This window comes from Ramlibacter sp. (assembly GCF_035548915.1).
GTDB lineage: Bacteria > Pseudomonadota > Gammaproteobacteria > Burkholderiales > Burkholderiaceae_C > Ramlibacter.
The window spans coordinates 134,946-160,715 of the sequence record NZ_DASZSE010000039.1 but is presented as its reverse complement, the minus strand read 5'-3'; the positions used below and the strand labels follow the sequence as shown (position 1 = coordinate 160,715).

21 protein-coding genes are annotated in these 25,770 nt (G+C 68.8%); 8 read left to right on the top strand and 13 right to left on the bottom strand.

Features of this window, described 5'->3' with window-relative positions; all coding sequences use genetic code 11:
• Positions 1–43: 43 nt before the first annotated feature.
• A complete protein-coding gene (locus VHA82_RS14900) occupies positions 44–1,909 on the top strand; it encodes a sensor domain-containing diguanylate cyclase (protein WP_325545029.1) in 1,866 nt (621 codons plus the stop codon).
• A 32-nt stretch (positions 1,910–1,941) separates the two neighbouring features.
• Here the strand turns inward: VHA82_RS14900 and hemW are convergent, their stop codons facing one another.
• The 5 genes from hemW to VHA82_RS14875 form a co-directional block, all read right to left on the bottom strand.
• Positions 1,942–3,126, bottom strand: coding sequence for a radical SAM family heme chaperone HemW (hemW, locus tag VHA82_RS14895; protein WP_325545027.1), 1,185 nt, complete (start codon positions 3,124–3,126; stop codon positions 1,942–1,944).
• Positions 3,126–3,737 carry an RdgB/HAM1 family non-canonical purine NTP pyrophosphatase gene (gene rdgB, locus VHA82_RS14890; RefSeq protein WP_325545025.1) on the bottom strand — a complete coding sequence of 204 codons (612 nt, stop codon included), beginning with the start codon at positions 3,735–3,737 and terminating at the stop codon, positions 3,126–3,128. Before rdgB ends, hemW begins: the two co-directional genes overlap by 1 nt.
• A gap of 69 nt (positions 3,738–3,806) precedes the next feature.
• A complete protein-coding gene (rph, locus tag VHA82_RS14885) occupies positions 3,807–4,532 on the bottom strand; it encodes a ribonuclease PH (protein WP_325545023.1) in 726 nt (241 codons plus the stop codon).
• A gap of 154 nt (positions 4,533–4,686) precedes the next feature.
• Positions 4,687–5,589: a PP2C family serine/threonine-protein phosphatase gene (locus VHA82_RS14880; RefSeq protein ID WP_325545022.1), complete on the bottom strand. Its 903-nt coding sequence runs from the start codon at positions 5,587–5,589 to the stop codon at positions 4,687–4,689.
• Between the two features lie 12 nt (positions 5,590–5,601).
• On the bottom strand, positions 5,602–6,612 hold the full coding sequence (locus tag VHA82_RS14875) for a serine/threonine-protein kinase (RefSeq protein ID WP_325545021.1): 1,011 nt from the start codon (positions 6,610–6,612) through the stop codon (positions 5,602–5,604).
• Positions 6,613–6,733: 121 nt separating this feature from the next.
• Here VHA82_RS14875 and VHA82_RS14870 point away from each other — a divergent pair, with 121 nt between their 5' ends.
• Positions 6,734–7,627, top strand: coding sequence for a YicC/YloC family endoribonuclease (locus VHA82_RS14870; protein ID WP_414708667.1), 894 nt, complete (start codon positions 6,734–6,736; stop codon positions 7,625–7,627).
• Between the two features lie 13 nt (positions 7,628–7,640).
• On the opposite strand, the gene VHA82_RS14865 is transcribed toward VHA82_RS14870, so the two are convergent.
• The 3 genes from VHA82_RS14865 to VHA82_RS14855 are packed head-to-tail and all read right to left on the bottom strand — an operon-like array spanning position 7,641 to position 12,504.
• Entirely contained in the window at positions 7,641–9,035 is a 1,395-nt protein-coding gene (locus VHA82_RS14865; protein ID WP_325545019.1) for a glycosyltransferase, read from the bottom strand.
• Positions 9,032–10,684, bottom strand: a complete 1,653-nt coding sequence (locus VHA82_RS14860; RefSeq protein ID WP_325545018.1) for a hypothetical protein — start codon at positions 10,682–10,684, stop codon at positions 9,032–9,034. Before VHA82_RS14860 ends, VHA82_RS14865 begins: the two co-directional genes overlap by 4 nt.
• Complete coding sequence (locus VHA82_RS14855) at positions 10,681–12,504, bottom strand: acetate--CoA ligase family protein (protein WP_325545017.1); 1,824 nt, start codon at positions 12,502–12,504, stop codon at positions 10,681–10,683. Before VHA82_RS14855 ends, VHA82_RS14860 begins: the two co-directional genes overlap by 4 nt.
• 49 nt (positions 12,505–12,553) lie before the next feature.
• Here VHA82_RS14855 and gmk point away from each other — a divergent pair, with 49 nt between their 5' ends.
• The 3 genes from gmk to VHA82_RS14840 all read left to right on the top strand — a co-directional run bounded on the left by gmk (position 12,554) and on the right by VHA82_RS14840 (position 15,751).
• Positions 12,554–13,174, top strand: coding sequence for a guanylate kinase (gene gmk, locus VHA82_RS14850; protein WP_325545016.1), 621 nt, complete (start codon positions 12,554–12,556; stop codon positions 13,172–13,174).
• An 11-nt stretch (positions 13,175–13,185) separates the two neighbouring features.
• Complete coding sequence (gene rpoZ / locus VHA82_RS14845; protein ID WP_325545015.1) at positions 13,186–13,389, top strand: DNA-directed RNA polymerase subunit omega; 204 nt, start codon at positions 13,186–13,188, stop codon at positions 13,387–13,389.
• Between the two features lie 94 nt (positions 13,390–13,483).
• The gene (locus VHA82_RS14840; protein ID WP_325545014.1) at positions 13,484–15,751 is read left to right on the top strand and encodes a bifunctional (p)ppGpp synthetase/guanosine-3',5'-bis(diphosphate) 3'-pyrophosphohydrolase; all 2,268 of its coding nucleotides are present in this window, start codon (positions 13,484–13,486) and stop codon (positions 15,749–15,751) included.
• 18 nt (positions 15,752–15,769) lie between these two features.
• Here VHA82_RS14840 and greB read toward each other — a convergent pair whose 3' ends face one another.
• Positions 15,770–16,327 (bottom strand): transcription elongation factor GreB, encoded by a 558-nt coding sequence (gene greB / locus VHA82_RS14835; RefSeq protein ID WP_325545013.1) that lies wholly within the window; start codon positions 16,325–16,327, stop codon positions 15,770–15,772.
• Between the two features lie 104 nt (positions 16,328–16,431).
• Between greB and VHA82_RS14830 the strand changes: the two genes are divergently transcribed.
• Entirely contained in the window at positions 16,432–17,172 is a 741-nt protein-coding gene (locus VHA82_RS14830) for a hypothetical protein (protein WP_325545011.1), read from the top strand.
• Here VHA82_RS14830 and VHA82_RS14825 read toward each other — a convergent pair.
• On the bottom strand, positions 17,141–19,654 hold the full coding sequence (locus VHA82_RS14825; protein WP_325545009.1) for a putative bifunctional diguanylate cyclase/phosphodiesterase: 2,514 nt from the start codon (positions 19,652–19,654) through the stop codon (positions 17,141–17,143). The genes VHA82_RS14830 and VHA82_RS14825 overlap by 32 nt on opposite strands.
• 157 nt (positions 19,655–19,811) lie before the next feature.
• Entirely contained in the window at positions 19,812–21,410 is a 1,599-nt protein-coding gene (locus VHA82_RS14820) for a hypothetical protein (RefSeq protein WP_325545007.1), read from the bottom strand.
• A 264-nt stretch (positions 21,411–21,674) separates the two neighbouring features.
• Here VHA82_RS14820 and VHA82_RS14815 point away from each other — a divergent pair, with 264 nt between their 5' ends.
• Both VHA82_RS14815 and VHA82_RS14810 read left to right on the top strand, forming a co-directional pair.
• Positions 21,675–22,286, top strand: coding sequence for a hypothetical protein (locus VHA82_RS14815; protein WP_325545005.1), 612 nt, complete (start codon positions 21,675–21,677; stop codon positions 22,284–22,286).
• A gap of 100 nt (positions 22,287–22,386) precedes the next feature.
• Positions 22,387–23,577 carry a hypothetical protein gene (locus tag VHA82_RS14810; RefSeq protein ID WP_325545003.1) on the top strand — a complete coding sequence of 397 codons (1,191 nt, stop codon included), beginning with the start codon at positions 22,387–22,389 and terminating at the stop codon, positions 23,575–23,577.
• 57 nt (positions 23,578–23,634) lie between these two features.
• On the opposite strand, the gene VHA82_RS14805 is transcribed toward VHA82_RS14810, so the two are convergent.
• Together VHA82_RS14805 and VHA82_RS14800 are read right to left on the bottom strand one after the other, a co-directional pair.
• Positions 23,635–25,398 carry an adenylate/guanylate cyclase domain-containing protein gene (locus VHA82_RS14805; protein ID WP_325545001.1) on the bottom strand — a complete coding sequence of 588 codons (1,764 nt, stop codon included), beginning with the start codon at positions 25,396–25,398 and terminating at the stop codon, positions 23,635–23,637.
• Positions 25,379–25,552: a hypothetical protein gene (locus VHA82_RS14800; protein ID WP_325544999.1), complete on the bottom strand. Its 174-nt coding sequence runs from the start codon at positions 25,550–25,552 to the stop codon at positions 25,379–25,381. Before VHA82_RS14800 ends, VHA82_RS14805 begins: the two co-directional genes overlap by 20 nt.
• Between the last annotated feature and the right edge of the window lie 218 nt (positions 25,553–25,770).

Here is a 25,770-nt window from a genome sequence, read left to right as displayed (position 1 = left end):
CGCCTCGGTGCGATCATGCCAACCGGGAGGTGCCGCGTACTTCATGCCGCAGTTGCGTCACGCCGCTGTCGTTGTGCTCGCGGCCTTGCTGCTCGCCGCGGCGCCCGCGTGGGCGCGCCAGATTCTCGACCTCGACATCGAGCATCAACCCGCGCGGCTGCTCGACTGGGGCGACTACTACATCGACCCCGACGGCACCCTCACTCTGCGGCAGGTGCTCTCGCGCGGCAGCGCTTTCCAGCCGACCCTCGTGCCACCCGCCTACCGCCTGAGGCCCGGGGAAGTGCTGTGGATCAAGTTCGCGGTGCCCGCGACGCCCGATGACAGCCGCTGGTATCTGTTGCTGCCGATCGCCGGGCTCGACAGCGCCTTGCTGTACACGCAGACGGCCGACGGGGGCTGGACGCTGCAGGCGAGCGGCGACGCCGTCGCCGTCGCGCGCTGGCCGATTCCTCACCTGCACCCCGTGCTGCCGCTGGCGATCTCGGCGGCGGAGCCGAGCTGGTACATGCTCGCGATCCGCGCGAGCGAGGGGTTTGCCGCACCCATCGAATTCGTGAGCGACGGCGAGCTCACCGTCGAAGTGCAGCGCCAGTCGCTCATCTATGGCGTGTGCTTCGGGCTGCTCGCGATGGGCGCCCTCTTCGCGCTCGCGACCAGCGCCGTGCTGCGCGACATGGCTTACTTCTGGTTCGGCGTGTGGGCCGCCGCCGCGTCGCTCGCGCTGATGGCCGCCGTCGGCGTCGCGGGGCTGCACCTGTGGCCGCGCAATCCGGTGTGGAACGACAATGCGCCCTATGTGCTCGCGCTCGCGAGCCTCGCGCCGCTCATCGTCTTCGTTGCGGAGTCGCTCCTGCTGCGCGATCGCGCGCCGCGCCTGTTCGCGCTCGTGCTGGCGCTCGCGGGCTGCTTCGCGCTCGGAGCGCTGTCGCTGCTCGCGATGGGCGGCGTCGCGCGGCTCGCGCTCGCGCTCGCGCTGGCCGTCGTGGCAGCGGGCGCGGTGATCGCGCTCACCCTGTGGAGCCGCCGCCACGGCAACCCCTTCGCGCCCCGGTTGCTGCTCGCGCTCGCGCCGATGATGCTCGCGCTGCCCGCATACGCGCTGGCGCTTTTGCAGGTGTCGATGCGATGGCTCGATTCGACGCCCGCGGTCGCCTCGCTCGGTCTCTCGGCTTCGGCCAGCTATCTGCTGCTCGCGCTGCGCAGCCAGCAGCGGCGCGACCATCGGCGCCGCATCGCGCAGCTGGCCGAGATCGACCCGATGACGGGTCTCGTCAACGATGCGGTGTTCGCGCTGAAGGTGCGCTCGACGATCGACGAAGCCTCGCGCTTCGGCCATCGCAGCCTCGTGGCGGTGCTCGATTTCAGCAACTACGACGAGTTGCGGCGCGAATTCGGGCGCCGCCGCGCGATCGAGCTCCTGCTGCGCCTGAGCGACCGGCTCACGTCGATGCTGCGCAACGTCGACACGCTCGCGCGGCTGGGCGATTCGCGTTTCGGCCTGCTGATCGAAGGCCCGCTTGCGGTGTCGCGTGCGCGCGCATTCTGCGCCAAGGTGATCGCGCGCTGCATCGGCCCGATCGGCGGGCTGCCCCAGGGCATGCAGGTGAAGCCGAAGATCGCTTGCGCGCTCGTGCCGGATGACGCCCGCGACGCGCAGCAAGTGCTCAGGCTGCTGGAGGAAGCGCTGCAGGAGCTGATGCGCGACCCGGTGAGAAACATGGCGGTGGCGGAGCCGCCTTCGCTGCCCTCGCCGCCTTCGCTGCATCCGCCGCCGGGGCCGCCCGCCATGGCGCCCACGCAGCCCGACCCGGGCCGGCAGGAATCCATCGGCACCGCGCCCACGCTGCCGGGTGACGCGCGCGCGCTCGATTCCGACGCTTCCTCGTTCGCCGGCGGGCCGGGGTAGGCAGCAGGCGGGCCACCCGGGGGCTGCGGCGGCTATGCGAGAAACAGCGCCTGCAGATCGCTCAGGAAATCGAAGCCGCGCTGCGTCGGCGCAATCCGCGCGACGTCGCGCTCGATCAGACCTCGGGCCTGCGCTTCGCGCAGCGGCGCCTCGATTGCGCTCAGGGCAAGCCCCGTGCGTTCGAAGAAGAGTGTCGTGGCGAACCCCTCCTTCAGCCGCAGCGCATTCAGCATGAATTCGAACGGCAGCTCGGCGCGCTTCACCTCCTCGTCCTGCGCCACCGCGTTGCCTGCGAGGGCGTTGTCCATGAAAAGGCGCGGCTCGCGGTTGCGCACCTGGCGAACGATGCGGCCCGGAAAGCTGAGCTTGCTGTGCGCGCCCGCGCCGATGCCCAGGTAGTCGCCGAATTCCCAGTAGTTGAGGTTGTGCCGGCAGCGATGCCGCGGCTTCGCATAGGCGGAGACCTCGTAGCGCTCGAGCGCGCAGGGCTGCGTCATCTCGGTGATGCGATCGAGCATCGCGAAGGCGAGATCCTCGGGGGGAAGCTGCGGCGGGAATTTCGCGAACAGCGTGTTCGGCTCGATCGTGAGGTGGTAGATCGACAGGTGCGGCGGCGCGAGCGAGAGCGCCTGCGCGACGTCTTCTTCGAGCTGCGCGAGCGTCTGCCCGGGCAGCGCGTACATCAGGTCGAGGTTGAAGGTGTCGAAGGCCTGCGCCGCTTCTTCGGCGGCGGCGATGGCCTGCCTGCCGTCGTGCACGCGGCCGATCGCGCGCAGATGCGCGTCGTTGAAGCTTTGCACGCCGATCGACAGCCGCGTGACGCCCGCGTCGCGAAACGCGCGGAAGCGGTCTTTCTCGAAAGTCCCGGGGTTGGCTTCCAGCGTGATCTCGCAATCGGCCGCGAGCTTCAGGCGCGCGCGAACGTCCCCGAGAAGCCGGTCGATCCCGCGCGGCGAAAAGAGGCTCGGCGTGCCGCCGCCGATGAAGATGCTGTGCACGGGGCGGCCCCAGACGAGGGGCAAGGCGGATTCGAGGTCGGCGCGCAGCGCATCGAGATAGCGCTCTTCGGGCAGCTCGTGCGGCCTCATCTCGTGCGAATTGAAGTCGCAGTAGGGGCACTTGTGCAGGCACCACGGCAGGTGCACGTAAAGCGATAGCGGCGGCAGCGCGGCGAGCTGCAGCAGGCCGGGGCGCAGGTAGTGCGAGATGTCGTGCATCAGACCGCCAGCCACCTGTCGCGGATCAGCTCCACCATCCGGCGGGCGGCTTGCCCGCGATGGCTGTTGGCGTTCTTCACCTCGGGCGGCAGTTGCGCGAAGGTGCAGCCGAAGCGCGGGATGAACATGACGGGGTCGAAGCCGAAGCCGTGTTCGCCGGCGGGTTGGCGCGCGATCTCGCCTTCGGCGCGGCCTTGCGCGATCAGCGGTTCGGGATCGTCGGGCGCGCGCATCGCAACGAGTGTGCTCACGAGCGCGGCGCGGCGGTTGTCGATGTCACGCATTTGCTCGAGGAGCGCCCGCACGTTGTTGCCGTCGCCCTTCGGGTAGCCGAACCGGGTGGCGTAGAAGGCGGTGTCCACGCCGGGCAGGCCGCCGAACGCATCGACGCACAGCCCCGCGTCGTCGGCGATCGCGGGCAGGCCGCTTTCGCGCGCGGCATGGCGCGCCTTCGCGATGGCGTTTTCGACGAAGGTGCGGTGCGGCTCCTCGGCCTCGGAGATGCCGAGCGCCGATTGCGCGACGAGTTCGATGCGAAGCGGCGCGAACATCATCCGCAGCTCGGCGAGCTTGCCCTTGTTGTTGGAGGCGAGGACGATCTTCGAGATCATTTCGTCATTTCCAAGAAGGGGGAGCGCGGACGACGACCCGGCGCAACGCGCGAAGCCGCCGATGCGGCTTCACGCGGACAAGGCCGCGCGCTGCAAGCCGACGAGTTCGGCAATCCCCTTTTCCGCGAGCCTCAGCAACCGGTCCATCTCCTGCCGCGTGAACGGCGCGCCCTCGGCCGTGCCCTGCACTTCCACAAAGTGCCCCGCGCCCGTCATCACCACGTTCATGTCGGTGTCGCACGCGACGTCCTCCACGTATTCCAGGTCGAGCATCGGCGTGCCTTCCACGATGCCGACCGACACCGCGGCCACGGAGTCCCCGATCGGCGACTCCGCGAGCTTGCCCGCGCGCAGCAGTGTCGCCACTGCATCCTGCGCCGCGACGAACGCGCCCGTGATGGCCGCCGTGCGCGTGCCCCCGTCGGCCTGCAGCACGTCGCAGTCGAGCGTGATGGTGCGCTCGCCGAGCTTCTTCAGGTCGAACACGGCGCGAAGACTGCGCCCGATCAGGCGCTGGATCTCCTGCGTGCGGCCGCTTTGCTTGCCGCGCGCGGCTTCGCGGTCGCCTCGCGTGTGCGTCGCGCGCGGCAGCATGCCGTATTCGGCGGTGACCCAGCCTTCGCCGCTGCCGCGCTTGTGCGGCGGCACCTTGTCTTCGACGCTCGCGGTGCACAGCACTCGCGTTTCGCCGAACTCGACGAGCACGGAGCCTTCGGCGTGGATGGTGAAGCCGCGCGTGATGCGCACAGGGCGCAGTTGGTCGGCGGCGCGGTCGTTCGTGCGCTGGAAACTCATCGTGGGATTGTGACCGATCCGGGGCCGTCGCTCACCGCAGAGGCGCAGAGGCCGCAGAGGGCCGCAGAGAAATCTCAAAAGAAACTCTGCGGCCCTCTGCGCCCTCTGCGCCTCTGCGGTGAACTGGCGCCTCTGCGGTGAAAACAGGGAGCCCTCAGCTCTTCCGCCCCGCAGACCGCTTGATCGCCTCGTTGATCTCCGCAATCGACCGTTCGATCGCCGCATCGTCCAGATCGTCCACCAGCGTGTCGAGCACACCCGCCTGGATGGTGGAGGCGAACACGCCGTCGGAAATGCTGTCGGTGGAAATGCCCTTGGTCGACTCGAACGAGTCGGGCGTTTCCCATTCCATCGCGATCACCGTCACGTTGTCGCAATGGTCGCCGCCGCTGCGCAGCGCATCCTCCACCATGTCCGGCACGGATTCGGCGACCGGCTTGGTCGCGAGATGCCGCACGATGTCGCCATCCGACAGGCCGCTCCAGAGGCCGTCGGAACACAGCATGATGCGGTCGCCCTGCTGCAGCGGCACCGGCCCCGTCACGTCGAACACCGGCTTCGTGGGCGAGCCGAGGCACGTGAAGAGGATGTTGCGGTTGATCCGGTCCATGCGGATCACGCCGGCGCTTTGCTGCTCCAGGTAGGAGTGGTCGCGCGTGCGCGTGAGCAGTTCGTTGTGGCGGATCACGTACAGGCGCGAATCGCCGCAGTGCACCCACGTCGCGTGAGTGCCTTGCACGATGCACGCCACGAGCGTCGTGCGCGGTGTATCGAGCATGCCCCGCTCGCTCGCGTAGCGGATGATCTGATGATGCGCCGCCATGAGCGAAGTCGTGAGGAATTCCGCCACGTCGCGCACGACCGGCCGCGCTTCCTTCTGGTAGAGCGCGCTGATGGTCTGCAGCGCGAGCTGCGCGGCGACCTCGCCTTCCGGATGGCCGCCCATGCCGTCGGCGAGCAGGAACAGGCCCGACTCCCGCGTGTAGCAGTAGCCCATGCGGTCTTCGTTCTTTTCTCGCCCGCCCTTGCGGCTCACCTGGAAGACGGAGAATTTCATGTCGCTCGATGGTCAGCGGGCCTTCGCCCCGCCGAACCCCGTGGCCCGGCGCATGCTCTTCTTGGTGTCCGACACCATGTTGTCGAACTGCAGCCGCATCTTCTCGCCCACGCTCAGCTTGGTGTAGCGGCGCTCGCCTTCGCGGCTCAGCTCCTTTTGCAGCGCGAACACCGACTGCGGACGCGACAGCGGATCGAGCGACATGCACCACTCCACGACCTCGATCAGGTTGTCGGAATAGATGCCGCGCAGGCGCGAGAGCGCGAGCGCGAGCCGGTCCTTCTCGAGCCGCTGCGGCGCGTCGTTGGGCGGGTAGCCTTGCATGCACGCATAGATGCACGCGCCGATCGCGTAGATGTCCGTCCACGGGCCCATCGACGAATCGCGGCGGTACATCTCGGGCGCGGCGAACCCGGGCGTGTACATGGGGCGGATGAAGTTGCCTTCCTTCGACAGCACTTCGCGCGCCGCGCCGAAGTCGATCATCACCGCGCGGTTGTCGTCGGTGATGAAGATGTTGGCGGGCTTGATGTCCAGGTGCAGCATCTTGTGCTGGTGCACGATGCGCAAGCCCCGCAGGATCTCGTCGAAGAGCGAGCGGATCGTCGACTCGCGAAACACCTTCTGCTTCTTCAGCTCGCGCGCGGTGATGATGAAGTCCTGCAGGGTCGCGCCCTCCAGGTAGTTCATCACCATGTAGACGGTTTCGTTCTCGCGGAAGAAATTGAGCACGCTCACCACCGAGCTGTGCGAGATCTGGGCAAGCGAGCGGCCTTCCTCGAAGAAGCTCTTGAGACCCAGGCGATAGAGCGAAAGCTTCTCGGCCGCGACCTGCGGCAGCAGCTCCCCGGGTGCGCGCGTCGCGAGCGACGAGGGAAGGTATTCCTTGATCGCGACTTGCTGGCCTTCGTTGTCCACGGCAAGGTAGACCACCCCGAATCCACCGGCGGAAAGCTTGCGCACGACCCGGTAGCCGCCGATCACGGTATCGGGCGGCAGCGGAGCCGGTTTCACCTTTGACATAATTTAAGGAGTTTCGGGGTCGCCCATACGAAGCCGATCGATCTCGCAGCCGCTTCTCGTCATCCTTCTCGAAATCCCACAACGGGGCCAGCCCCCAAGGACCTCCATGCCAGTTTACAGCATGACCGGCTACGCGAGCGCGCAGCAAAGCCCCTCGCAAGCGGGCGAAGGACGCGGGCCGCTTGCCGTGCGTCTGGGCATCGAGATCCGCTCCGTCAACAGCCGCTTCCTGGACCTCGCGTTTCGCCTGCCCGACGAACTGCGGGCCTGGGAGCCGCAGCTGCGCGAGCTGTTGACGGCCCGCCTCAAACGGGGCAAGGTCGAAGTGCGCGTGTCTCTCGAAAGCTCCGACGGCGACAGCGTGCGCGAACCCTCCGTTCGCATGCTGCAGCGCCTGTCCTCGGTGCAGGACGCCGTGCGCGGGTGGCTGCCCGATGCGCAGGCGCTCTCGGTGGCCGAGATCCTGCGCCTGGGCGCGGCCGAGGCCGGAGGCGACATCGACTGGGGGACATCGCTTACCGAGCTCGCGCAGCGAGTGCTCACAGAACTGCTGGCCGCGCGCGAACGCGAAGGCGAGCGGCTGGCCGGCATGCTGCTCGCCCACCTCGCGCAGTTGCGCGCACTCGCGCAGCAGGCGCGCCCGCTCGTGCCGCAGCTGGTCGAACAGCAGCGGCAGCGCTTCCTCGAACGCTGGAAGGAGGCGATGCACCTCGCCGAAGGCTCGGCCACGCCCGAGGCGGCTCAGGACCGCGCGTTGACCGAGGCGACCGCGTTCGCGATCCGCATCGACGTCGCCGAGGAACTCACGCGCCTCGCCGCGCACCTGGACGAAATCGAACGGCTGATCCGAAAGGGCGGCGACATCGGCAAGCGCCTCGACTTCCTCATTCAGGAACTGCACCGGGAAGCCAACACGCTCGGCTCCAAGTCCGCCGCGCTGGAGCTCACTCGCATTTCGGTGGACATGAAGGTGCTCATCGAGCAGATGCGCGAGCAGGTCCAGAACCTCGAGTAGCCCGTGCCCCGCCCTACCCCCGCGGCTCCAGCCAGAACCGCGGGTGGAAGCCCGCGATGTTGCACAGTTCCATGTCGAACCCGCCCAGGTTCGTGAAGTCGCACAGCGTGTGCTGCGACGCGCCGACGAAGCGGCGCGTGCGTTCGGGAAAGCGCGAACGCCGCTCGAGCTCGCGCAGCCGCTCGTCAAACCGCGATGACCGCTTGCCATTGAGCGCACAGAACCATTCGCGCAGTTCGCCGATCACGGGCCGTGCCTGCGCGACGCCGCGATAGCGCGGCAGATCGGACCAGCGCAGCCGCTCGATGAAGCCGCGCGCGCCCGCCTGCAGGGGCTCGTTCTCGGGCTTCGCGCGGCCGGCGATCGCCTCCAGCAGCACGGAAAGGCGATTCACCTTCGCAACGGGCGGCGCCGAGGGCATCCTGCGCTGCCGGATGATGTCCGCGGCCCGCGCGATGTCCACGCGGCCGAGCGGCGCATCGAAGTGCGAATGGAACACTTCGCCGTGATACTCGACTGGCAAAAGCGAGGAAGGCGCCAGCAGTTCGGCTGTCGCGGCGTGGTCCGCGGCGAGCACGGGCACGCCCCGGTAGTTCGCCTCCAGAACGACCCGCCCCAGGGTCTCGATGTTGGAAGTCGAGAAGAAGAGAAACCAGTCGAAGCGGTCGAAGAGCTCCAGCACCTCCTCGTGCGGCAGCGGCGGAATGTAGGTGAAGAGGCCGGCGCGGCCGGTGCGCGCGCGGATGTCTTCGGCCACGAGTGCCGGCTCGCAGTCGGGCGAATGCACCGCGCCGCACGCCACCAGCCGGTAACGCCCGGGCTCGTGCGCGTCGAGTTCCACGAGCAGGTCCACCATCTGCGGGAAGTTCTTGTCCCGCGACAGACGGCCCACGTGTCCGAGCGTCACCACGCCTTGCGGCGCGGGCTTGCGCGGCCGGGGGGAGGCGCCCACCATGAGGGGTTCGAACACGCAGACCGGGTGCGCCTCGAGGTGCGGAAAGAGCCGGCGCGTGAGCGAGCGCGAATAGTTCGAAAGCGCGAGCAGCACGTCGCCTTCGCGCAGGTAGGGCTCGCACAGCGCCTCCTGCAGCAGGTAGCAGCTCCAGAGCGCCGTGCGGATGTCGCGCACGATCCGGAACCGCAGGGCGAGCCGGTCGCGCAGTTCGTGATAGTAGTGCGCGTGCGGGCCGACGTTGGCGAGCACGCAGTCCACGCCCGCGAGCACTTCGCGCGCATGGGCGTCATCGCGCACCACGCGATCGAAATCGTGGAACTCGACTTGCAGCCCCTCGGCCGAGGGCGACTCCAGAAGCGAGTTGATCTCCAGGTGCGCGAGGTTGACGCCGTCGCGCTGCGGCAGGCTGGAGTCGTGTGCGAATCGGTGCAGCGCGACGCGGATCTTCTTCATGCGAGAACGCTGACTCCGTCGAAACCGGGCGGACGCTCGACGCCGAGCAGCTCGAGGATCGTGGCGGGCACGTCTTCGAGGCGGCCCGGCCCGGTCCGCACGCGCGGCGCGCCGGCGCGCGGCCCGCTCACGTACAGGTGATTGGCAAGCAGCGCGCCATGCGACTGGTGCGCGCTCGTGCGGAAATAGGGCACGGGCCCGATGCGGCCCACGAGCGGGGAGTCGACCACGTCCACCGGCCCGTCCTCGCGGCACACGACGATGAGGTCGGCCGGCGGCTTCTTCGGGTCGGCGTCGAACGGGTCGCTGCGCACGCGCACGACTTCGCGCACGATCGGCTCGCCCGTTCGCGCGTTCACGAGCGTGGAGATTTCGGCTGCGAGCCGCTCGGAAAGCACCGCGAAGTCCGCCGGGTCGACTCTGCCTTGCGCCTCGCGACCGCGCACGTTGAGGCGCACGTAGCCGTCGGCCACGCTCGGCAGCGCGAACGCTTCCATGCGCGGCCAGAGCGGCCGGTACCAGTTGGCCGGACACCAGCCGAGCGGATCGCCGCGCGACTGCTGAAGCGCAGGCGATTCGAGATCGGCCTCGCCCCACGCCGTGCGCAGGCGCCAGATCTCGTGCTTCCAGTGTTCGCGGTAGTCGAGCCGTGGAGGCGGCGGCGGGCGGCTCGCGTCGCCTTCGGCGAGCGCGGCCCGCCCGAACCGGCGGCGGTAGAGGAATTCGGGCAGGAACATCACGCGCGTGTTCTCCAGACTGTCGGTCACGGTGGCATCGAGCGTGAAGAAGACGACGGACTCGGCCCCGGCCGCCCGCACGAGCTCGCCCACGGAGCGGTCCACCGCGCGGTAGACCGCAAGCAGCGGATCGGGCTCGCCCGCCTCGCGCAACACCTGCAGCGGATGGGGCTGGCTCAGGTGCCACAGGATGTGGCCCGCGGTATGAACTTCGGAATACCCCGCGACAAAGAGGTCCCAGCGCTCTTCGCGCATCAGCTCGAGGCAGGCGGCGGTGCGGCGTTCGACCGAGCGGACGAGCGCATGCGAGAATTCGCGCATGCGGGGAACGTCGTACGCGCACGGCACGGTCCACGAAACGCCCTCGCGCCCGGACACCGCGTTGACCGTGCGTTGCGCATCGCCTGTCTTCGGATCGATCCCGTAGCGCGCCACGAGCCGGTCGATGAGCGCTCCCGGATCGGATTGGGGGAACGACTCGTTCAACTCGGCCGCGAAGCCCGTCACCTGCACGCCTTCGACCCCCGGCACCACGGGCGCCGCGAGATCGAACGCGACGACGCGGCGGCGCGAGCCGAGCGCATAGAACATCGGCGCCTGAATCCAGTCGAAGAGCGACGCTTCCTCGAACGAGTACGCCTCGGGCCGCCACCGGTCGAGCCAGTGGTCCCAGCGCGCGCGGCCCCGGCCCGTCAAGACGGGCACCCAGGCATGCTCGTTGCTGTGCTGCTTTTGCGAGTGGATCGGCATCACGAGGCTGCGCTTCGCGAGCGCGCGCAGGTTCGGCAGCAGCCCTTCGGCGATCCATTGTTCGAGCAGCCGCGGGCTCGGCGCGTCGAGCGCGAGCGCGAGCACGCGACGGCTATCTCCCGCCCTCATCGCGGCGCTTTCGGGCAGCGGCGGCGTGCTCATGCGCCGGGCACGGGTTCGACGCCCGCCGTTGCAGCTTCGCGCGAATGGCCCGCGGCCAGGTCGCGCATCACGTCCCACGGGCGCTGCGCCTGCGGGCCGAGCGCCGGGGGGCAGCGCCATTCGATGCGGTCGAATCGCGGCGCGGGCAGGCCGGTGCGCGAAATTTCGTCGATGCTCATCACGCAGGCGGCGCCCCGCACTTCGGTGTCGAGCAGCACGGCGCAGGCTGCATCGAACCCGCTGCCGGATTCGGCCGCCACGCGTTCGCCGTCGATCCAGGCGCCATGCGGCGAGGCGAAGGCATTCACGTCGCAGCCGTCGAAGAGCGCCCGCAAGCCGGCGAGCGTGGCGGGAATCCGGGCGGGCTCGCAGACCGCGAGGTACAGCGGGATGTCCCAGCGCCCCTGCAGCATCTCGCGCAGGATGCGCGGGTACGCCTCGGGCCCGTGCACCCAGCCGATCTGCGGCTGCGCGTTCAGCTCGACGATCGCGGCGCCGGTGTCGAGCCACGACGTGGCGATGTCGGGGATGATGAGGTCCACGCCGCACAGGTCGAGCCCGAGCGCCCGGCATGCGCGTTCGGCCAGCGCGCGGTTGTCGGGGTGGCACCGGTCCACCGGCACGAGCATCTGGATGCCGCCCGAGCTCACGTTCGCCTTGCGCCGCAGCGTGACGAATCGCCCCGCTTCGGGCACGGAAGATGGCGTGAGCCCCTGCTCCGCGACGAGGCCGAGCGCCTCCTCGTCCAGCGTGAGCGTCCAGCGGCCGGTCTGGCGATAGGAGCGCTGAAAGCGCGGCGTGAGCAGTTCGCGGCGCACGAGCTCGGCCACGTCGTGCGTGCCATCGCCCGTGACGCCCCCTGCGCGGCGTTGCAGTATCTTCACCACCTTGCCCTGGAACACCGTGACGCGGTAGTCGTCGCCTTCCTGGTGCTTTTCGAGCAGGATCTGCTGGGAGGCCTTGCGGGCCGCCTCGAAAGCCGCGCGCACGGTGGCTTCGTCGCGCAGCCCGGCCGAAACGCCGTGGCCCTGCTCCTGGTCGTCGGGCTTCACCACGACGGGATAGCCGAGCCGCGCGGCCGCTTCCACGGCCTCGTCGGCGCTTCGCACGAGCACGTGCTGCGGCACCGGGATGCCGAAGCGGCGCAGCACCATCCCCGTTTGCCACTTGCTGCGCGCGAGCGCCACCGCCATCGAGGAAGTGCGGTCGGTGATCGAACTCCTGAGCCGCCGCGTGTGCACCCCGTGGCCGAACGCGTACGCTTCGGTCGTGAGCCGCGTGCAAGGCACGCCCATTTCATGGGCCGAGCGCAGGAAGTGAAGCTGATTGATGCCCGCCAGGGAATGCTTGCGCAGCTCGGCGTTGCACTCCTTCAGCGCATCCTGCACCTTCTGGCTCGCATCGGGTGCGCCTTGCGCGAAGAGTTCGAGCGCGATGCGCGCGAATTCCAGCGCCGCCGCGCTCGCCTGCGGCGTGTGGCTGGGCAGCGCGATCACCACGCGCACGTGGCGCCCCGGCTCGACGAGGCGCCGCTCGACGATGCGGCCCTCGCCGAACACCGGCACCTTCAGCTGCCGCTGCACGGCGCCTTGCACATGCGCGAGGCGGCGCACCAATCGCGCGACCGCGTCCTGCGGCTCGGGGCGGGAGGCCAGCGGCTCCTCGAGGAGCGGCTCGAGCGCGGCATCGGCGCCCGACCAGTCGAGCGGCAGGGCGGGGTCGAGTTCCGCGCGCGCGAGCACGGTGGGCTGCGCGATACCGCAGACCATGCCCACCATCGGGTGCAACGAGATCGAGTGGAAGATGCGAGCTGCGGGCATCGTGCGCGGCAAGGGATAATCGCTTCAGGAAGCCAAAGAGAATTGCTGGATGGATTATCCCGGTAACCTGTTCGTGGTCGCGGCGCCCAGCGGCGCGGGCAAGTCGAGCCTGGTGAAGGCCCTGCTGGAGCTCGACTCCCGCGTGAAGCCTTCGGTGTCCCACACCACCCGGCCGCCGCGCGGCCAGGAAAAGCACGGGCGCGAGTACCACTTCGTCGCGGACGCTGCGTTCGATGCGCTGGTCGCGGCCGACGGATTCGTGGAATGGGCCCACGTGCACGGCTATCGCTACGGCACCTCGAAGCGCTCGATCGAGGAGCGCATCGCGCAGGGCGCGGACGTGATCCTCGAAATCGACTGGCAAGGCGCGCTTCAGATTCGCCGCGCGTTCGCCAACGCGGTGCTGATCTTCGTGCTGCCTCCGAGCTGGGACGAACTGCGTGCGCGGCTCGAACGGCGCGGCGAGGACTCGCCCGAGATGATCGAGGTGCGCCTTCAGAACGCGGCCGAGGAGATGGCTCAGGCCAAGGAATTCGATTTCGTTATAATCAACGATCTGTTCGAGCGGGCGCTTTTCGACCTGAAAGCGATCGTTCACGCCCAGCGGCTCAAGTTCTCTTCCCAGCGCCGCGCACTGGCCGGCACTTTCCAGGCCCTCGGCATCTTTTGAGGAAATCATTCGTGGCCCGTATCACCGTCGAAGACTGTCTGAAGCGCATCCCCAACCGTTTCCAGCTGGTGCTGGCCGCGACCTATCGCGCCCGCATGCTGAGCCAGGGTCACGCGCCCAAGATCGAGACCAAGAACAAACCGGGTGTCACGGCGCTGCGCGAGATCGCGGAAGGCAAGATCGGCCTGGAAATGCTGAAGAAAGTGCCTGGCTGAGCACAGCGTCGCAGGCCCCCTCCCGAAGCACCGCCATGCGGTGCTTTTTCTCTTCCGAAGCCTGCTTTCTTCTGCCTCGCGCTACATTTGAGCCATGAGCGCGGTGCTCACCCCCTCTTCCGGCCGCGGCAGCAAGCGCCCCGTCGCGGCGCAGCCGTCGCCCGCCGCCGCCAATGCCGCGGCCGCGAGCTTCGCCGCGCTCACCGCGCGACTCGACTATCTGGAGCCCGGCGAAGTCGATCAGGTCCGCCGGGCCTACCGCTTTGCCGACGAGGCGCACCTCGGCCAGATGCGCGCGAGCGGCGAGCCCTACATCACGCATCCGATCGCCGTGGCCGCGCAATGCGCCGAGTGGAAGCTCGATGCGCAGGCGCTCATGGCAGCGCTCCTGCACGACGCCATCGAGGACTGCGGAGTCACGAAGGAAGAGCTCGTCGAGAAGTTCGGCCCGCCCGTGGCGGAACTCGTCGACGGCCTCACCAAGCTCGACCGGCTGCAGTTCGACACGCGCGAGGAAAGCCAGGCCGAGTCGTTCAGGAAGATGCTGCTCGCGATGGCGCGCGACGTGCGCGTGATCCTTGTGAAGCTCGCCGACCGCACGCACAACATGCGCACGCTGGAAGACGTGCCGCGCGAGAAGTGGCGCCGCATCTCCTCCGAAACGCTCGACGTCTACGCGCCCATCGCGCACCGCCTCGGGCTGAACCAGACTTATCGCGAACTGCAGGAACTCGCGTTCCGCTATCTGCGGCCGTGGCGCTACGCCACGCTCTCCAAGGCGGTCGGCAAGGCCCGCAGCCGCCGGCGCGACCTGATCCAGAAAGTGCAGCGCGACGTCGAGCAGGTGTTCGAGGACGCGGGCATGGAGGTGAGCATCCAGGGCCGCGAGAAGACGCTTTATTCGATCTACCGCAAGATGGACGAGAAGCACCTGTCGTTCGCGCAGGTCACCGACATCTACGGCATCCGCATCATCGTGCCGAAGGTGATCGACTGCTACACCGCGCTCGGCGTGCTGCACCAGCTCTACAAGCCCGTGCCCGGCAAGTTCAAGGACCACATCGCGATCCCCAAGATCAACGGCTACCAGTCGCTGCACACGACGCTCGTGGGCCCCTCGGGCGTGAACGTCGAATTCCAGCTGCGCACGGAGGCGATGCACCTCGTCGCCGAATCGGGCGTGGCCGCGCACTGGCTCTACAAGTCGAGCCACCCCGAAGGCGACCCGAGCACGGAGCGCCTGGGCACGAAGTGGCTGCAGTCGCTGCTGGACATCCAGAACGAGACGCGCGACGCCGCGGAGTTCTGGGACCACGTGAAGATCGACCTCTTCCCGGATGCGGTGTACGTCTTCACGCCGAAGAGCCAGATTCTCGCGCTGCCGCGCGGCGCGACCGTCGTCGATTTCGCGTACGCGATCCACAGCGACGTGGGCGACCACACGGTTGCCGCGCGCATCAACGGCGTGCAGGTGCCGCTGCGCACCGAGCTCGGCAACGGCGACATGGTGGAAGTGGTGACCGCGCCCGTGTCCACGCCCAACCCGGGCTGGCTCGCCTTCGTGCGCACGGGGCGCGCCCGCTCCAAGATCCGCCATCACCTGAAGACGATGGCGCAGGCGGAGTCGCAGGCGCTCGGCGAAAAGCTCCTGGCCCAGGCGTTGCGTGCCGAGGGGCTCGGGCGCCTTCCGCCCGACAACGAGGATTGGCAGCCGGTGTGGGAAAAGCTGCTGCGCTTCACGGGCAACCGCACGCGATCGGAACTGCTCACGGACCTGGGCCTCGGCAAGCGCATCGCGACCATCGTCGCGAAGCGGCTCGTCACGCTGCTCGCGGAGCGAGGCGAGAAGCCCGATGCGCTTCTCATCAGCCGCGAGCGCTACACGGCGCACGAAAACGTGTTCCAGGGCGCGGTGGTGCTGGATGGCAGCGAGAACGCCTCGGTGCAGTTCGCGTCGTGCTGCCGCCCGGTGCCGGGCGACGCGATCGTGGGCTACCTCGGGCGCGGCGAAGGCCTTGTCGTGCACACCGAGGATTGCGCGGTGGCGCGGCGGCTGCAGCACAAGGATGCGGAGCGCTTCATCGGCGTCGAGTGGGCGGAAGAGCCCGTGCGCCAGTTCGAAACGGGCATCAAGGTGACCGTGGCCAACGGCAAGGGCGTGCTCGCCCGCGTGGCGGCGGCGCTTGCGAGCGCCGAGGCGGACATCACACACGTGGACATGGACGAGGAGCGCGCGCAGGACTCGACGGAGCTGCGCTTCATCATCAGCGTGCGCGATCGGGCGCATCTCGAATCCGTCCTGCGCGCGCTGAAGCGGCAGGCTTCGGTGATGCGCGTTCGGCGCATCAAGCCGGGGCACTAGACCAAAAGTCTGGGCCCGCTATCCCGCAGGCTGCGGATACGCCACCTTCAACACCTCGACCTCCTGCACACCCACGGGCGTGACGAGCTTCACGACGTCGCCCTCGCGCGCCTTCAGCAGCGCCCGCGCGATCGGCGAGACCCAGCTCACCTCGCCCCGCGCGCTGTCCGCCTCGTCGATGCCCATGATCGTCACCGTGTGTTCCTCGCCCGCCTCGTCGGCATAGGTCACGGTCGCGCCGAAGAACACCTGGTCGCGGCCGTGATGCACCGACGGGTCCACCACCTCCGCGATCTCCAGGCGCTTCGTGAGAAAGCGGATGCGCCGGTCGATCTCGCGCAGCCGCTTCTTGCCGTAGATGTAGTCGCCGTTTTCCGAACGGTCGCCGTTGCTCGCCGCCCAGTGCACGACTTCCACCACCTGCGGACGCTCCTCGTCGATCAGGTGCAGGAGCTCGGCGCGCAGGCGCGCATGGCCCGCCGGCGTGATGTAGTTCCTGCCGCCCGAGGGCAGCGGCGGCAGCTCGAGCTCTTCCTCGTCCGCGCCATCGGTCTCGCGCGTGAATGCCTTGTTCATTGCGCAAAGCATACGCCGCCTCCTTCGCCCTTTCCCCTTTTTCCTACAGGCACGCCCGCGCGGGCCTGACAGCTTTTCTCGCGGGCCCGCCAGAAACAGGACAGGTGGAAACTGAAGAGCGCCCAATCGATCTCATCCCTCCCGCCGCGGGCAACTCGCGCGCCAGGAGCATGGCCAACGCGGCCGAGCAGGCGGTGCTCAGGCGCGTCGCGCCCGCGCTCAAGCACGACATGGTCGTGCATCTGCAGGCCGCCGCGATGCTTGCCGAGATGCTCAACGCGCGCGTGGAACGCGGCCTTCTGAACCCGCAGGACCTGCAGGCGAACCTCGGCAAGCTCAACCGGCTCGCGCGCGAGGCGGTCGCGGGCTGTCTGAAGGTCATCAACTGGATCGATTGTCCGCCGGAAGAAAGCGTCGCGGTGCACGAGGGCGTGCGCGAATGCGCGGGCCTGCTGGCCGCGAGCTTCAACTTCCGCGGCTTCACGATCGTCGACGACGTCGCCTCCACCGAGTTCGAAGTCGGCCGCCGCGCGCTGCGGCACCTTCTCGCCGCATCCCTTCTCACGCTCGCGGACGAGGCGCGCGACACGGGCGAGCTCGTGATCGAAAGCGAAATCGGCGCGAGCCACGCGGTCGTTTCGGTTCGATGGCAGGCGCGCCCGCGCGACCCCGATTCGACGATCCCGCCCGCTTCCGGCACCGCGCCGCGCCAGCTCGTGGACTGGAGCGAAGTCCAGGCACTCGCCGCCGCGGAAGGCACGGAAGTCACGCGTACACCCGAGCGCATCGCGATCCGGCTGCCGCGCGCGGTCGTCACTTCGCCGCTGCAGATGGCTCCGGTGTAGACCTCGCCGTTGCGAGCGAATCCATGAAGGCTTCGAGCCGGTCGATCGGCAGCGGCTCGCAGAAGAGGTAGCCCTGGTACTGATCGCAGCCGAGCCGCGCGAGAAACTCGCGCTGCGCCTCGGTCTCCACGCCTTCGGCGATCACGTCGAGCCCGAGGTTGTGCGCGAGCCCGACGATCGTGCGGGCGATCGCCGCGTCGTTCGCATCGGTGAGGATGTCCTTCACGAAGCCGCGGTCGATCTTCAGCTGATCGAGCGGCAGCCGCTTCAGGTACGAAAGCGCCGAGTAACCGATGCCGAAGTCGTCGAGCGAGAGCGTGACGCCCATGCCCTTCAGGCTGCCCATCTTCGCGATCGTGACTTCGATGCCGTCGGCCAGCAGGCTCTCCGTGAGTTCGAGCTTGAGCTTGCGCGGCTCGATGCCGGACTTCAGGATCGCGTTCGTCACCTCGTCGACGAAATCCGGATGGCGGAACTGCCGCACGCTCACGTTCACCGCGATGCAGAGATGGGCGCGGTCGGGCCGCTTCGCCCACTGCGCGAGCTGCGCGCAGGCCGCCTGCAGCACCCAGTGGCCGATCGGGACGATGAGCCCCGTGTCTTCCGCCGTCGGCACGAAGCGCGAAGGCTCCAGGCGGCCGTGCCGCGGATGGTCCCAGCGCAGCAGCGCCTCCACGCCCGTCATGCGACCGTCCGCGCCGACTTGCGGCTGGTACTCGAGCTCGAGCGCCTTGTCGCGCCAGGCAAGGCGCAGGTCGCTCGCGAGCGCGGCGTTCGCGCTGGCGAGCGCCTGCATCCCCGGGTCGAAGAAGCGCACCGTGTTGCGGCCGGCAAGCTTCGCCTCGTACATCGCGAGGTCGGCCTGCTTCAGCAACTCGCTCATGGTGGGCCGTCCCTCACCGTCGAAGAGCGTCACGCCGATGCTGCACGTGCCGTGGTGCAGGCACCCCGGCAGCACGTAAGGCTCGCCGAGCGCGGCCAGCACGCGGCGGCTCACGGCCTCGGCCGCCTGCGCCGCCGCGATCGGCTTGTCGTCGCGGTCGGTGAGCAGGATCACGAACTCGTCGCCACCCAGGCGCGCCACGAGGTCGCCCTTGGCGACGCACGAACGCAGGCGCCGCGCCACCTGCTGCAGCAGGAGGTCGCCGTTGTGGTGGCCCATCGTGTCGTTGAGCACCTTGAAGTTGTCGAGGTCGATGAACATGAGCGCGCCCTCGCGCACGGAGGCGCCGAGCGCGCCCTGCAGCCGCTCCATGAGAAGCTGCCGGTTGGGCAGCTGCGTGAGCGGGTCGTAAAACGCGAGGTACTGGATCTTCTCCTCGGCCGTCTTGCGCTCGGTGATGTCGCGCCCCACCGCGACCCAGTGCGTGAGCTTGCGCTCGCGGTCCCACACGGGCGACACGTCGAGGTCGACCCAGAACGATTCGCCCGCCTTGGTGTAGTTGATGAGGTCCACCCGCACTCGCTCCCACTGCTCCATGGCGGCGCGGATGCGGTCGAGCGCCGCGCGCTGCGTGTTCGGGCCCTGCAGCATGCGCGGCGTGCGGCCCAGCACTTCGTCGCGCGTGTAGCCCGTGCGGCGCTCGAAGGCTTCGTTCACGAACACGATGCGCGGCCCCGGATGCGCGAAGGGGCCGGCCTCGGTGATGATCACGATGTCGTTCAGCCGCGCGATGCTGCCTTGCAGCAGCATGAGCTGCTCTTGCGCCTTGTGGCGCGCGGTCACGTCGCGCAGATGCACGGCAAGCCCCGCGCCGAACGGATACGCGCGCAGCTCGAGCCAGTGGCTCATGCGCGCGTCCATTTCCGCGAGCTCCACCGGCGCGTTGCGCGCCAGCGCCTGGCGGAACTGTTCCTCCAGCGCAAGCCGCGCGCGCTTGCGAAAGCGCCCCCACACGCTGCGCCCGATCAGCTCGGAAGCCGTGTGGCCGAGCAGGCGCTCGGCCTGCTCGTTGACGTAGGTGATGCGCCCGTGGCGGTCGATCGTCGCGAAAGCCTCGCCGCTGCCCATGGCGCCGCCCATGCTCACCGTGTGGCGCAAGAGCGTTCCGTCGGGGTAACCGGGCGGCGCGATTTCCTGCAGCACGCCTGCGACGCACGCGATGCGCGCTTCGCGGTCTCGCAGCGCCTGCCCCACGCAGCGCACCCATGAGCGGCGACCTTCGAACGTCACGATCTGCGCTTCGATGTCGAACGCCACGCCCTGCTCGGCACAGGCCTGCACCGCGTCGCGCATGGCCTGCCGGTGCTCTTCGACGAAATGGTCGAATTCGCGGCCCGCCGCGGGCGCATAGCCGGGCGGCGCGGCGTGGATGCGCGCGAGCTGCTCTGACCAGCGCAGCGACCGCTCGGGCAGGCGCAATTCCCACGTGCCGACGAACGCGGTTCGCTCCACGAGTGCGAGCAGGAACGGAGCTTGCGGCGAATCCATGGTCGATTGGCGGCAGTGTGCCTGCTTCTCGCGCGTTTCGGGGGTGTTCACCCGGTGCTTCGCGCGGCGCGCCCCCTCGTTGCCGCGCTGCTCAGGCACCGGCGGTGGTCGATTCCAGGGGTGACGTCGCCGACCGTTTTCGTGGAAGGAAACTCAGCCGGGGCCGGACGTGGACGGCCACGAAGTCCGCAGGGGTTCGTCCGCTGCCCTACCGCGCCGCATCCGCGGGCTTCGTGCCCTGGCCGCGGCGTGCCGCGGACAAGTCGTCGCCCGTCACCTTCTCGTAGGCGTGCCAGACCGGGCGGCTCACTCGCACGGGGGGAACGGGCGCGGGGGTGCGCACCGTGTCTTCACCGGCCAGCCTCTCGTAGCGGTTCAGGACCAGAGCCCGCAGCGTCTTCAGGTGAGACAGCATCTGCGCCGCCGGCTCGAAGTGATTGGCCCGGGACTCGAGCAGCCTCATCAGCTCGAGCGTTCGCGAGCTGTTCATTGCTTCGGCCCACAGCTTCAGCAGCTCGGGATCGGCCGCCTCGATCATGTCTTTCAGGTCCTCCTCGCGCGCGGGAGATCTCGACGGCTCGGGCACCTGGGCCGTCTTCATGAGCCAGGACACCGCGAAGGCGATCGCGGGCTCGACAGCGAGCGAGTCCATCACGGTGCGTGCGTGCGCGAGGTAGTCTTCCCTGCGGGAGCGATCGCGCTTCTCCGCGTAGGTGCCCAGCTGCCGGAATGCCATGGCGAGCGGGCCGCGATCGTTCCGGTCGAAGTCGCCCACCTTGCCCGCGGCGAAGAGCCGGTCGTGCAGGCGCCGATGCGCCTGCCGGACCACAGGGTGCAAAGGAGGACCGGCGAAGCGCATCTCGCTGCCGCCCCGTTCGTGCAGCCGAAGAAGCTGCGCGTGTTGCGCGTACAGTGTCGCCGCGTTGTCGAGCCGGCCGGCGAAGTCGCTCGCGTCGACATCGACGGCGTCGAGGGCGGCGGCGCATTGGTTGGCCGAGAGTTCGATTCCCCGGTCGATCTCGTCGATGCGGGCACGCGCGATTCGCGCGATCGCGCCCGCGGGCTCGCAATCGGCGATCGCCGAGAGTTCGGCCCGACCGAGCGCGCCCAGCAGCGATGAGACGCGACCGAGCTGCGACGGCTCCTGCCGCACGATGTCCTCGAGCGCTTGCACCATCAACTGCCGCGCTGTCGGGCCGCCGGACGGTCCGCCACCGCGCAGAGCCACGAGATGTTCCAGGCGCGCGAGCACATCCGCATAGGTCGACCGCGATCGCTCGCTCACGTCGTCCTGGCCGTTCGGATCGGCCGGCAGTTGCGACTCCACCAGCCGCGTGGCCATGGCGGCGAGGCGGCTGTCGTATTCGCATGCCGTCGCGTCGCCGATCCACTTGGCTTCATCCGCGATCGTTGGCGCCATCGCGTCGCCGGTGGACTGCGCACTGGCCACGTATTCCCGCGCCGACAGCAGCTCCGCGTCGCTCAGCTTCGACACGCGACGGCGCAGCGGCTCCTGCACGTGATCCGCGGTGACGCGGGAGGCGAGGCCGCGCAGGGCGAGCAGTCCCTCCCCCAACGAACCCCTGCGCGAGGGAGCCGCGTAAGCGGACACGGCGTTGTCGACCACGGCGTCGGTCCACTTCGCCTGCGTTTGCGCCTCGGTGCGCCGCGAGGCGCGACGAAAGCCCGAAGCATCGGTGCTCGTCACCGCATACCGCCGCAGGCGTGGCGGCCGCAGAGGGAGCGCGGCTTGCGCAGGTACGCCGCCGAAGCCCGGCGATACGATGGAGTCACGTGTCCTGGTCATGATGTGTCTGCTCCTGGCGTTGTGCCCTCGGGCCTTGGGAACGCCTGCCCGGTTGCCCGACGCGGTGTCTTTCGAGGCCGTACGCGATTGAGTGAACGCATCCCTTGCCGGGTTCCAAGACGAACGGCAGGTTCAGTCTTTCGTCTCGAGGACTCCTATCCATTCGGCTTTCAAAGACCTTCGTATGCTGCCGCCCGCGCGGACCGGGCGTAGTCTGAATCTGTCGCATGCACGGGTGTTCGTGGGCGGCAAAGCGAGGACGTCATGAGCGACAGTTCGACATCGGATACGGGCACGGGTGCTTGCGCGGCCGCGGGGCGCATCGCCGATTTCTTCCGCGCCGCCCTCGCGCTTGCGCAAGCGGATGCGAAGCCCGGCGAAAGCATCGTCGATCTCGCAAGGCGGCGCCACGAGGCGCGAGGCGCATTCGCCTCGATCACCCAGAACTACGAGAAGCTCTGCGGGGATGCGGCCGTCACAGGCTGCGCGCCGCTCGCCCGCGAGCTGCACGAAGCGTTCTGCCACGCGGCCGATGCCACGCGGCGCATCGAAGAGGCGTGGCATCGAACGCTCGAAGGCATCGAGAACGACTGCCGCGCGATGATCGTGTCGATCCAGGCGCTCAGGGCGGCAGTCGTCGTCGCGAGCCACACCGTGGCTTCCTCCCAAGCCGGCTACGAAGCCGCGTCGGCCGCGTATCGCGACGCGGTCGCGCGGGGCACGCGCGTGCGCTCGCTGCTGGCCGCCGCCGAAACGCACACCGAGTTCGGGCAGATCGCGTTTCGCGTCGGTGTGCTGCTGCAGCGCGCGTCCGATGCGTTCGGCAGTTTCCTGTGCCTGCACGAGCCGCCGCTGCCGCGCGTGCCGGGGAGTTGACTCAGACCTTCCGCACGGCGGCCGGCAGAGACATCCGTCTTGTTGCCGCGGCGAGGCGGCAGCCTTTTAATGACGGGTCGCGCCGTCGCGGAGAAGTGCCATGGGAAACAAGGTTTCAGGATTTGCGAAGACACCGCCGCAGGCCGATGCGGTTCAGGTTGAACAACCAGCCGCGCGACAGGGCCGACGCGTCCGTCGGGGCTCGCAGGTCGAACCCGCGCAAGCGAAGCGCGGGCATGTGGGCAATCGAGCCGAGGCGCCCGCCCGCCGCAGGGCGTTCAGTTGCTGCGGGCGCGAGGAGCTTACCGACACTGAAGACGATACCAGTCATCGTTTGACTGAACCAGAGGTGCAAGGCGCTGTTGTGCTGCACCAGGTTCGGCATGCAGATTCGGTCTCACGAGCGGCGCCCCAACCGGAGATGCCGCCGCCGGGGCGCGGGTTCGACCTTCTGCCGAATTCGCCATCGGCAAGTGCGGTATCGCAGCCGGAGCTCGACCTGTCGGTATTCGATGGCGACGATGAAGACGAGGGGCCGCGAACCAAGCTCGACCCCATCCTCAAGGACGCACAGGCTCGCCGCGAATTCTGGTTCTTCGTGAACCGGGAGATGTCTCCCGAAAGCGTCTACTTCTTCCACAGCTGCAAGTTGTTGGACAAGGCAGCCGACACGTTGGGCACGCTGAAGATAGTTTTCAACAGGCACATTCGAGTGCACCAGGAAGAAGTTCCGCACGAAGTCAACATCCCGGCGAAAGAACGTGGACCGCTCCTGAGCGCCTGGAGAGCCGTTCTGGACACTGAAGCGGCCGGCAACACGCCGACTCCAGATCAGATCCAAAAGGTTCTCACGCTCCTGAAGCCGGCGCGCAATCACGTGAAACTGATGGTGGCGCGCGATTCGGTGGAACGGTTCCTCAAAGATCATCCAGAGTACAAAGCTCTCGTCCAGCCCCGCAAAAGCGGAAGCCCCCCAACCTCTGGAGAAACGAGCCCCAACGCTCGGAGGCGGACAGACGAGCATGGTGTTCCGCACTGCAGTTCGACCACCGATGCGGATGGATTCCTGGCAGTGCCCGAAGCACGCCGGCGCTCTTCCTCGCATGAAGAGGTCAAGTTCCATTCGGCGATGCCGCTAGCGGGCCCACATGATGCAACGCAGCCCTATCAGCACGGCCTCTCGCCTCTGGAGCTTCCCCCAGCCGTGGTGCGCATCGGACCCAGCCCCACCCCTTCCGCGGATCAACCGTCGAGCGCTTCCAGACCGCCCGAGGACGCCCCCACGGATTGATCGCCGGGCCGCGATGGCGGGCCCATTGCCGTCAGGCTCAGACCGTTCTTCGCAACCCTAGGACGACGCGACGACCTCGAACAGGGCCCACCGCCCGCCGTGCCCGCGCAGTTGCGCCTCGCCGATCGGGCGGGTCACGAAGCCGTTGCCCAGCGCCGCCACCGTATGCCCCGACGCCAGCACGCGCGTGCCGAACTCCTTGTTCGCGCCTTCGATGCGGCTCGCCACGTTGATCGTGTCGCCGAACGCGGTGAACGCGAGCCGCTCGCTGGAACCCAGCAGGCCCACCACGGCCGGGCCGGTGTGAATGCCGATGCGCGTCCTGAGCGCGCGAAGGCCGCGCGCGGTCCATTGCGCATTCAGCTCGTCCAGCGCGTCGCAGAGCGCAAGCGCCGCGCGGCACGCGCGCACGGGCGCATCCTCCTGCGCAACGGGCGCGCCCCACAGAATCATCATGCCGTCGCCGATGTACTTGTCGATGGTGCCGCCGTGGGCAAGGATCACTCCCGCCGCCGCGTTGAAGTATTCCGTGAGCTGCGGCACGAGCACGCCCGGCGGCACGGACGCGGAGATGCCCGTGAAGCCCTCGATGTCGGTGAACATCGCCGTGACTTCCGCAAGCCGCCCACCGGGCGCGAGCGGCCGGCCCTGCTTCACGAGTTCGCTCACGACGTCGGCCGGCACGAACTTGCGAAACGCCTTCAGGCTGATCGCCGATTCGTCGAGCGCCTGCTCCAGCCGCAGGATCTCTTCGACGCTGCTGTCCACCCGCGGCAGATTGTCGAACTCCAGCCGGCCGATGCGCCTCGCCACACGCGCCAGCACTTCCACCGGGCCCGTGATGCGTCTCGAAAGCCAGAGCGACAGCGCGAGCGCCGCGATGAGCGTGAGCGCAAGCACCATGGCCGCGGCGACAAGCCCGCGGCGCAATCCGCCCACCACGGCCTCTTCGGGCAGCCAGCTCACGAGCCGCCACGGCGTGCCCGCGATCGGCGTGGCCCGCACGAGGTACGCCTGCGACGCATGATCCAGCAGCGGCGCATCCAGCGGATGCGCGGCCGCCAGCGCGAGCACCTCGTCGAGGATGTCGGCGGCACCCTTGCTCGCGGGCTCGTCGCTGCGCGCGATGACCTTGCCTTGCGCGTCCACCACCGCGCTGTCGCCCGCGCCCGCGTGGCTGAAACTTTCCACGAGCGCGTGCAGATGGCCGAACGACACTTCGCCTACCGCCATGCCTTCGCGCGTGCCGTGCGCATCGGCCCCGTCTGCCGGCGCCGCGAAGCTCACGCCGCGCCCGGCGGAATACGCGAGCACGTGCGGCTCGCTCCACACCGGTGACGCGCTCGCGGCCGCCTCGCGCATCCAGTCCTGCGCGCGCAGGTCGATGCGCCCGGGCTTTGCCGCGCGGTCCTGGATGGGACGCGGCGCCGCGCCGCTTTCCCGTCCCACGCCGATCGTGTTTCCGTCAGCGTCGACGAAGTACAGGGCGTCGAGCGCGGCCGACTGCGCGACGAGCGCGCGCGCCAGTTCCGCGTTGCGCTCGTCGGCGCCGCGTTCGCCGCGATGCTTCGGCGCCTGCGCGAGCGCGCGGACGGCGCCGGTGGCCGAAGCGAGATAGGCCCGGATCTCCGTTTCGAGCCGGACGTGCTCCTCGAGGTGCGCCTCGCGCGCTACGCCGTGCAAAAGCCGCCCGGCACCCCAGTAGCCCAGCAGCCCCAGCATCGCGGCCTGCGCGGCCACGAGGCCCGCGATGAGCGTTCCGACTTCGATGCGTAGGCGCCGGCGGCGCGGCAGCGCGACATCAGGAGGCGGATTGCGCACGCGCGTCCCGCACGGGCGATGCGTTCGGCCGCAAGGTGGGAAAGAGGCCCAGCGCGACGCGGTGCGCGGCGAGGTGAGGAGTGCTTTCGCGGCGGGCGGTCGGACCGCCCGCGAGCAGCGCGGCGAGCCATCGGATCATGCGTTCGGCGTTCATCTCATGTCTGCCTTCGGTCGCTTACCTGCGCGAATGCTTGAATGTGGCGGGGGGAGGAGATCGGCACTTCGAAAATCCGCGGCGCGCTGAACTGCAAGACTTTCTCGATCGGCATCCAAGCCGCGGCGGACTCTCGTTCGATTCGCCCGCGACTGCCGCCCCTGGCCCCCGAGGAGAAATCTAGTCGCCCGAGGCGGCCCGCACAACGATACGAAGGT

Coding starts and splice junctions, on each gene's coding strand:
- VHA82_RS14875 (WP_325545021.1), bottom strand. CDS start 6,612: ATGTCAAAGGTGAAACCGGCTCCGCTGCCGCCCGATACCGTGATCGGC.
- VHA82_RS14800 (WP_325544999.1), bottom strand. CDS start 25,552: ATGAACGCCGAACGCATGATCCGATGGCTCGCCGCGCTGCTCGCGGGC.
- VHA82_RS14840 (WP_325545014.1), top strand. CDS start 13,484: ATGAGCGCGGTGCTCACCCCCTCTTCCGGCCGCGGCAGCAAGCGCCCC.
- VHA82_RS14855 (WP_325545017.1), bottom strand. CDS start 12,504: ATGCCCGCAGCTCGCATCTTCCACTCGATCTCGTTGCACCCGATGGTG.
- VHA82_RS14900 (WP_325545029.1), top strand. CDS start 44: ATGCCGCAGTTGCGTCACGCCGCTGTCGTTGTGCTCGCGGCCTTGCTG.
- rdgB (WP_325545025.1), bottom strand. CDS start 3,737: ATGATCTCGAAGATCGTCCTCGCCTCCAACAACAAGGGCAAGCTCGCC.
- VHA82_RS14870 (WP_414708667.1), top strand. CDS start 6,734: ATGACCGGCTACGCGAGCGCGCAGCAAAGCCCCTCGCAAGCGGGCGAA.
- VHA82_RS14815 (WP_325545005.1), top strand. CDS start 21,675: ATGAGCGACAGTTCGACATCGGATACGGGCACGGGTGCTTGCGCGGCC.
- greB (WP_325545013.1), bottom strand. CDS start 16,327: ATGAACAAGGCATTCACGCGCGAGACCGATGGCGCGGACGAGGAAGAG.
- VHA82_RS14865 (WP_325545019.1), bottom strand. CDS start 9,035: ATGAAGAAGATCCGCGTCGCGCTGCACCGATTCGCACACGACTCCAGC.
- VHA82_RS14860 (WP_325545018.1), bottom strand. CDS start 10,684: ATGAGCACGCCGCCGCTGCCCGAAAGCGCCGCGATGAGGGCGGGAGAT.
- hemW (WP_325545027.1), bottom strand. CDS start 3,126: ATGCACGACATCTCGCACTACCTGCGCCCCGGCCTGCTGCAGCTCGCC.
- VHA82_RS14880 (WP_325545022.1), bottom strand. CDS start 5,589: ATGAAATTCTCCGTCTTCCAGGTGAGCCGCAAGGGCGGGCGAGAAAAG.
- VHA82_RS14810 (WP_325545003.1), top strand. CDS start 22,387: ATGGGAAACAAGGTTTCAGGATTTGCGAAGACACCGCCGCAGGCCGAT.
- VHA82_RS14820 (WP_325545007.1), bottom strand. CDS start 21,410: ATGACCAGGACACGTGACTCCATCGTATCGCCGGGCTTCGGCGGCGTA.
- rph (WP_325545023.1), bottom strand. CDS start 4,532: ATGAGTTTCCAGCGCACGAACGACCGCGCCGCCGACCAACTGCGCCCT.
- gmk (WP_325545016.1), top strand. CDS start 12,554: ATGGATTATCCCGGTAACCTGTTCGTGGTCGCGGCGCCCAGCGGCGCG.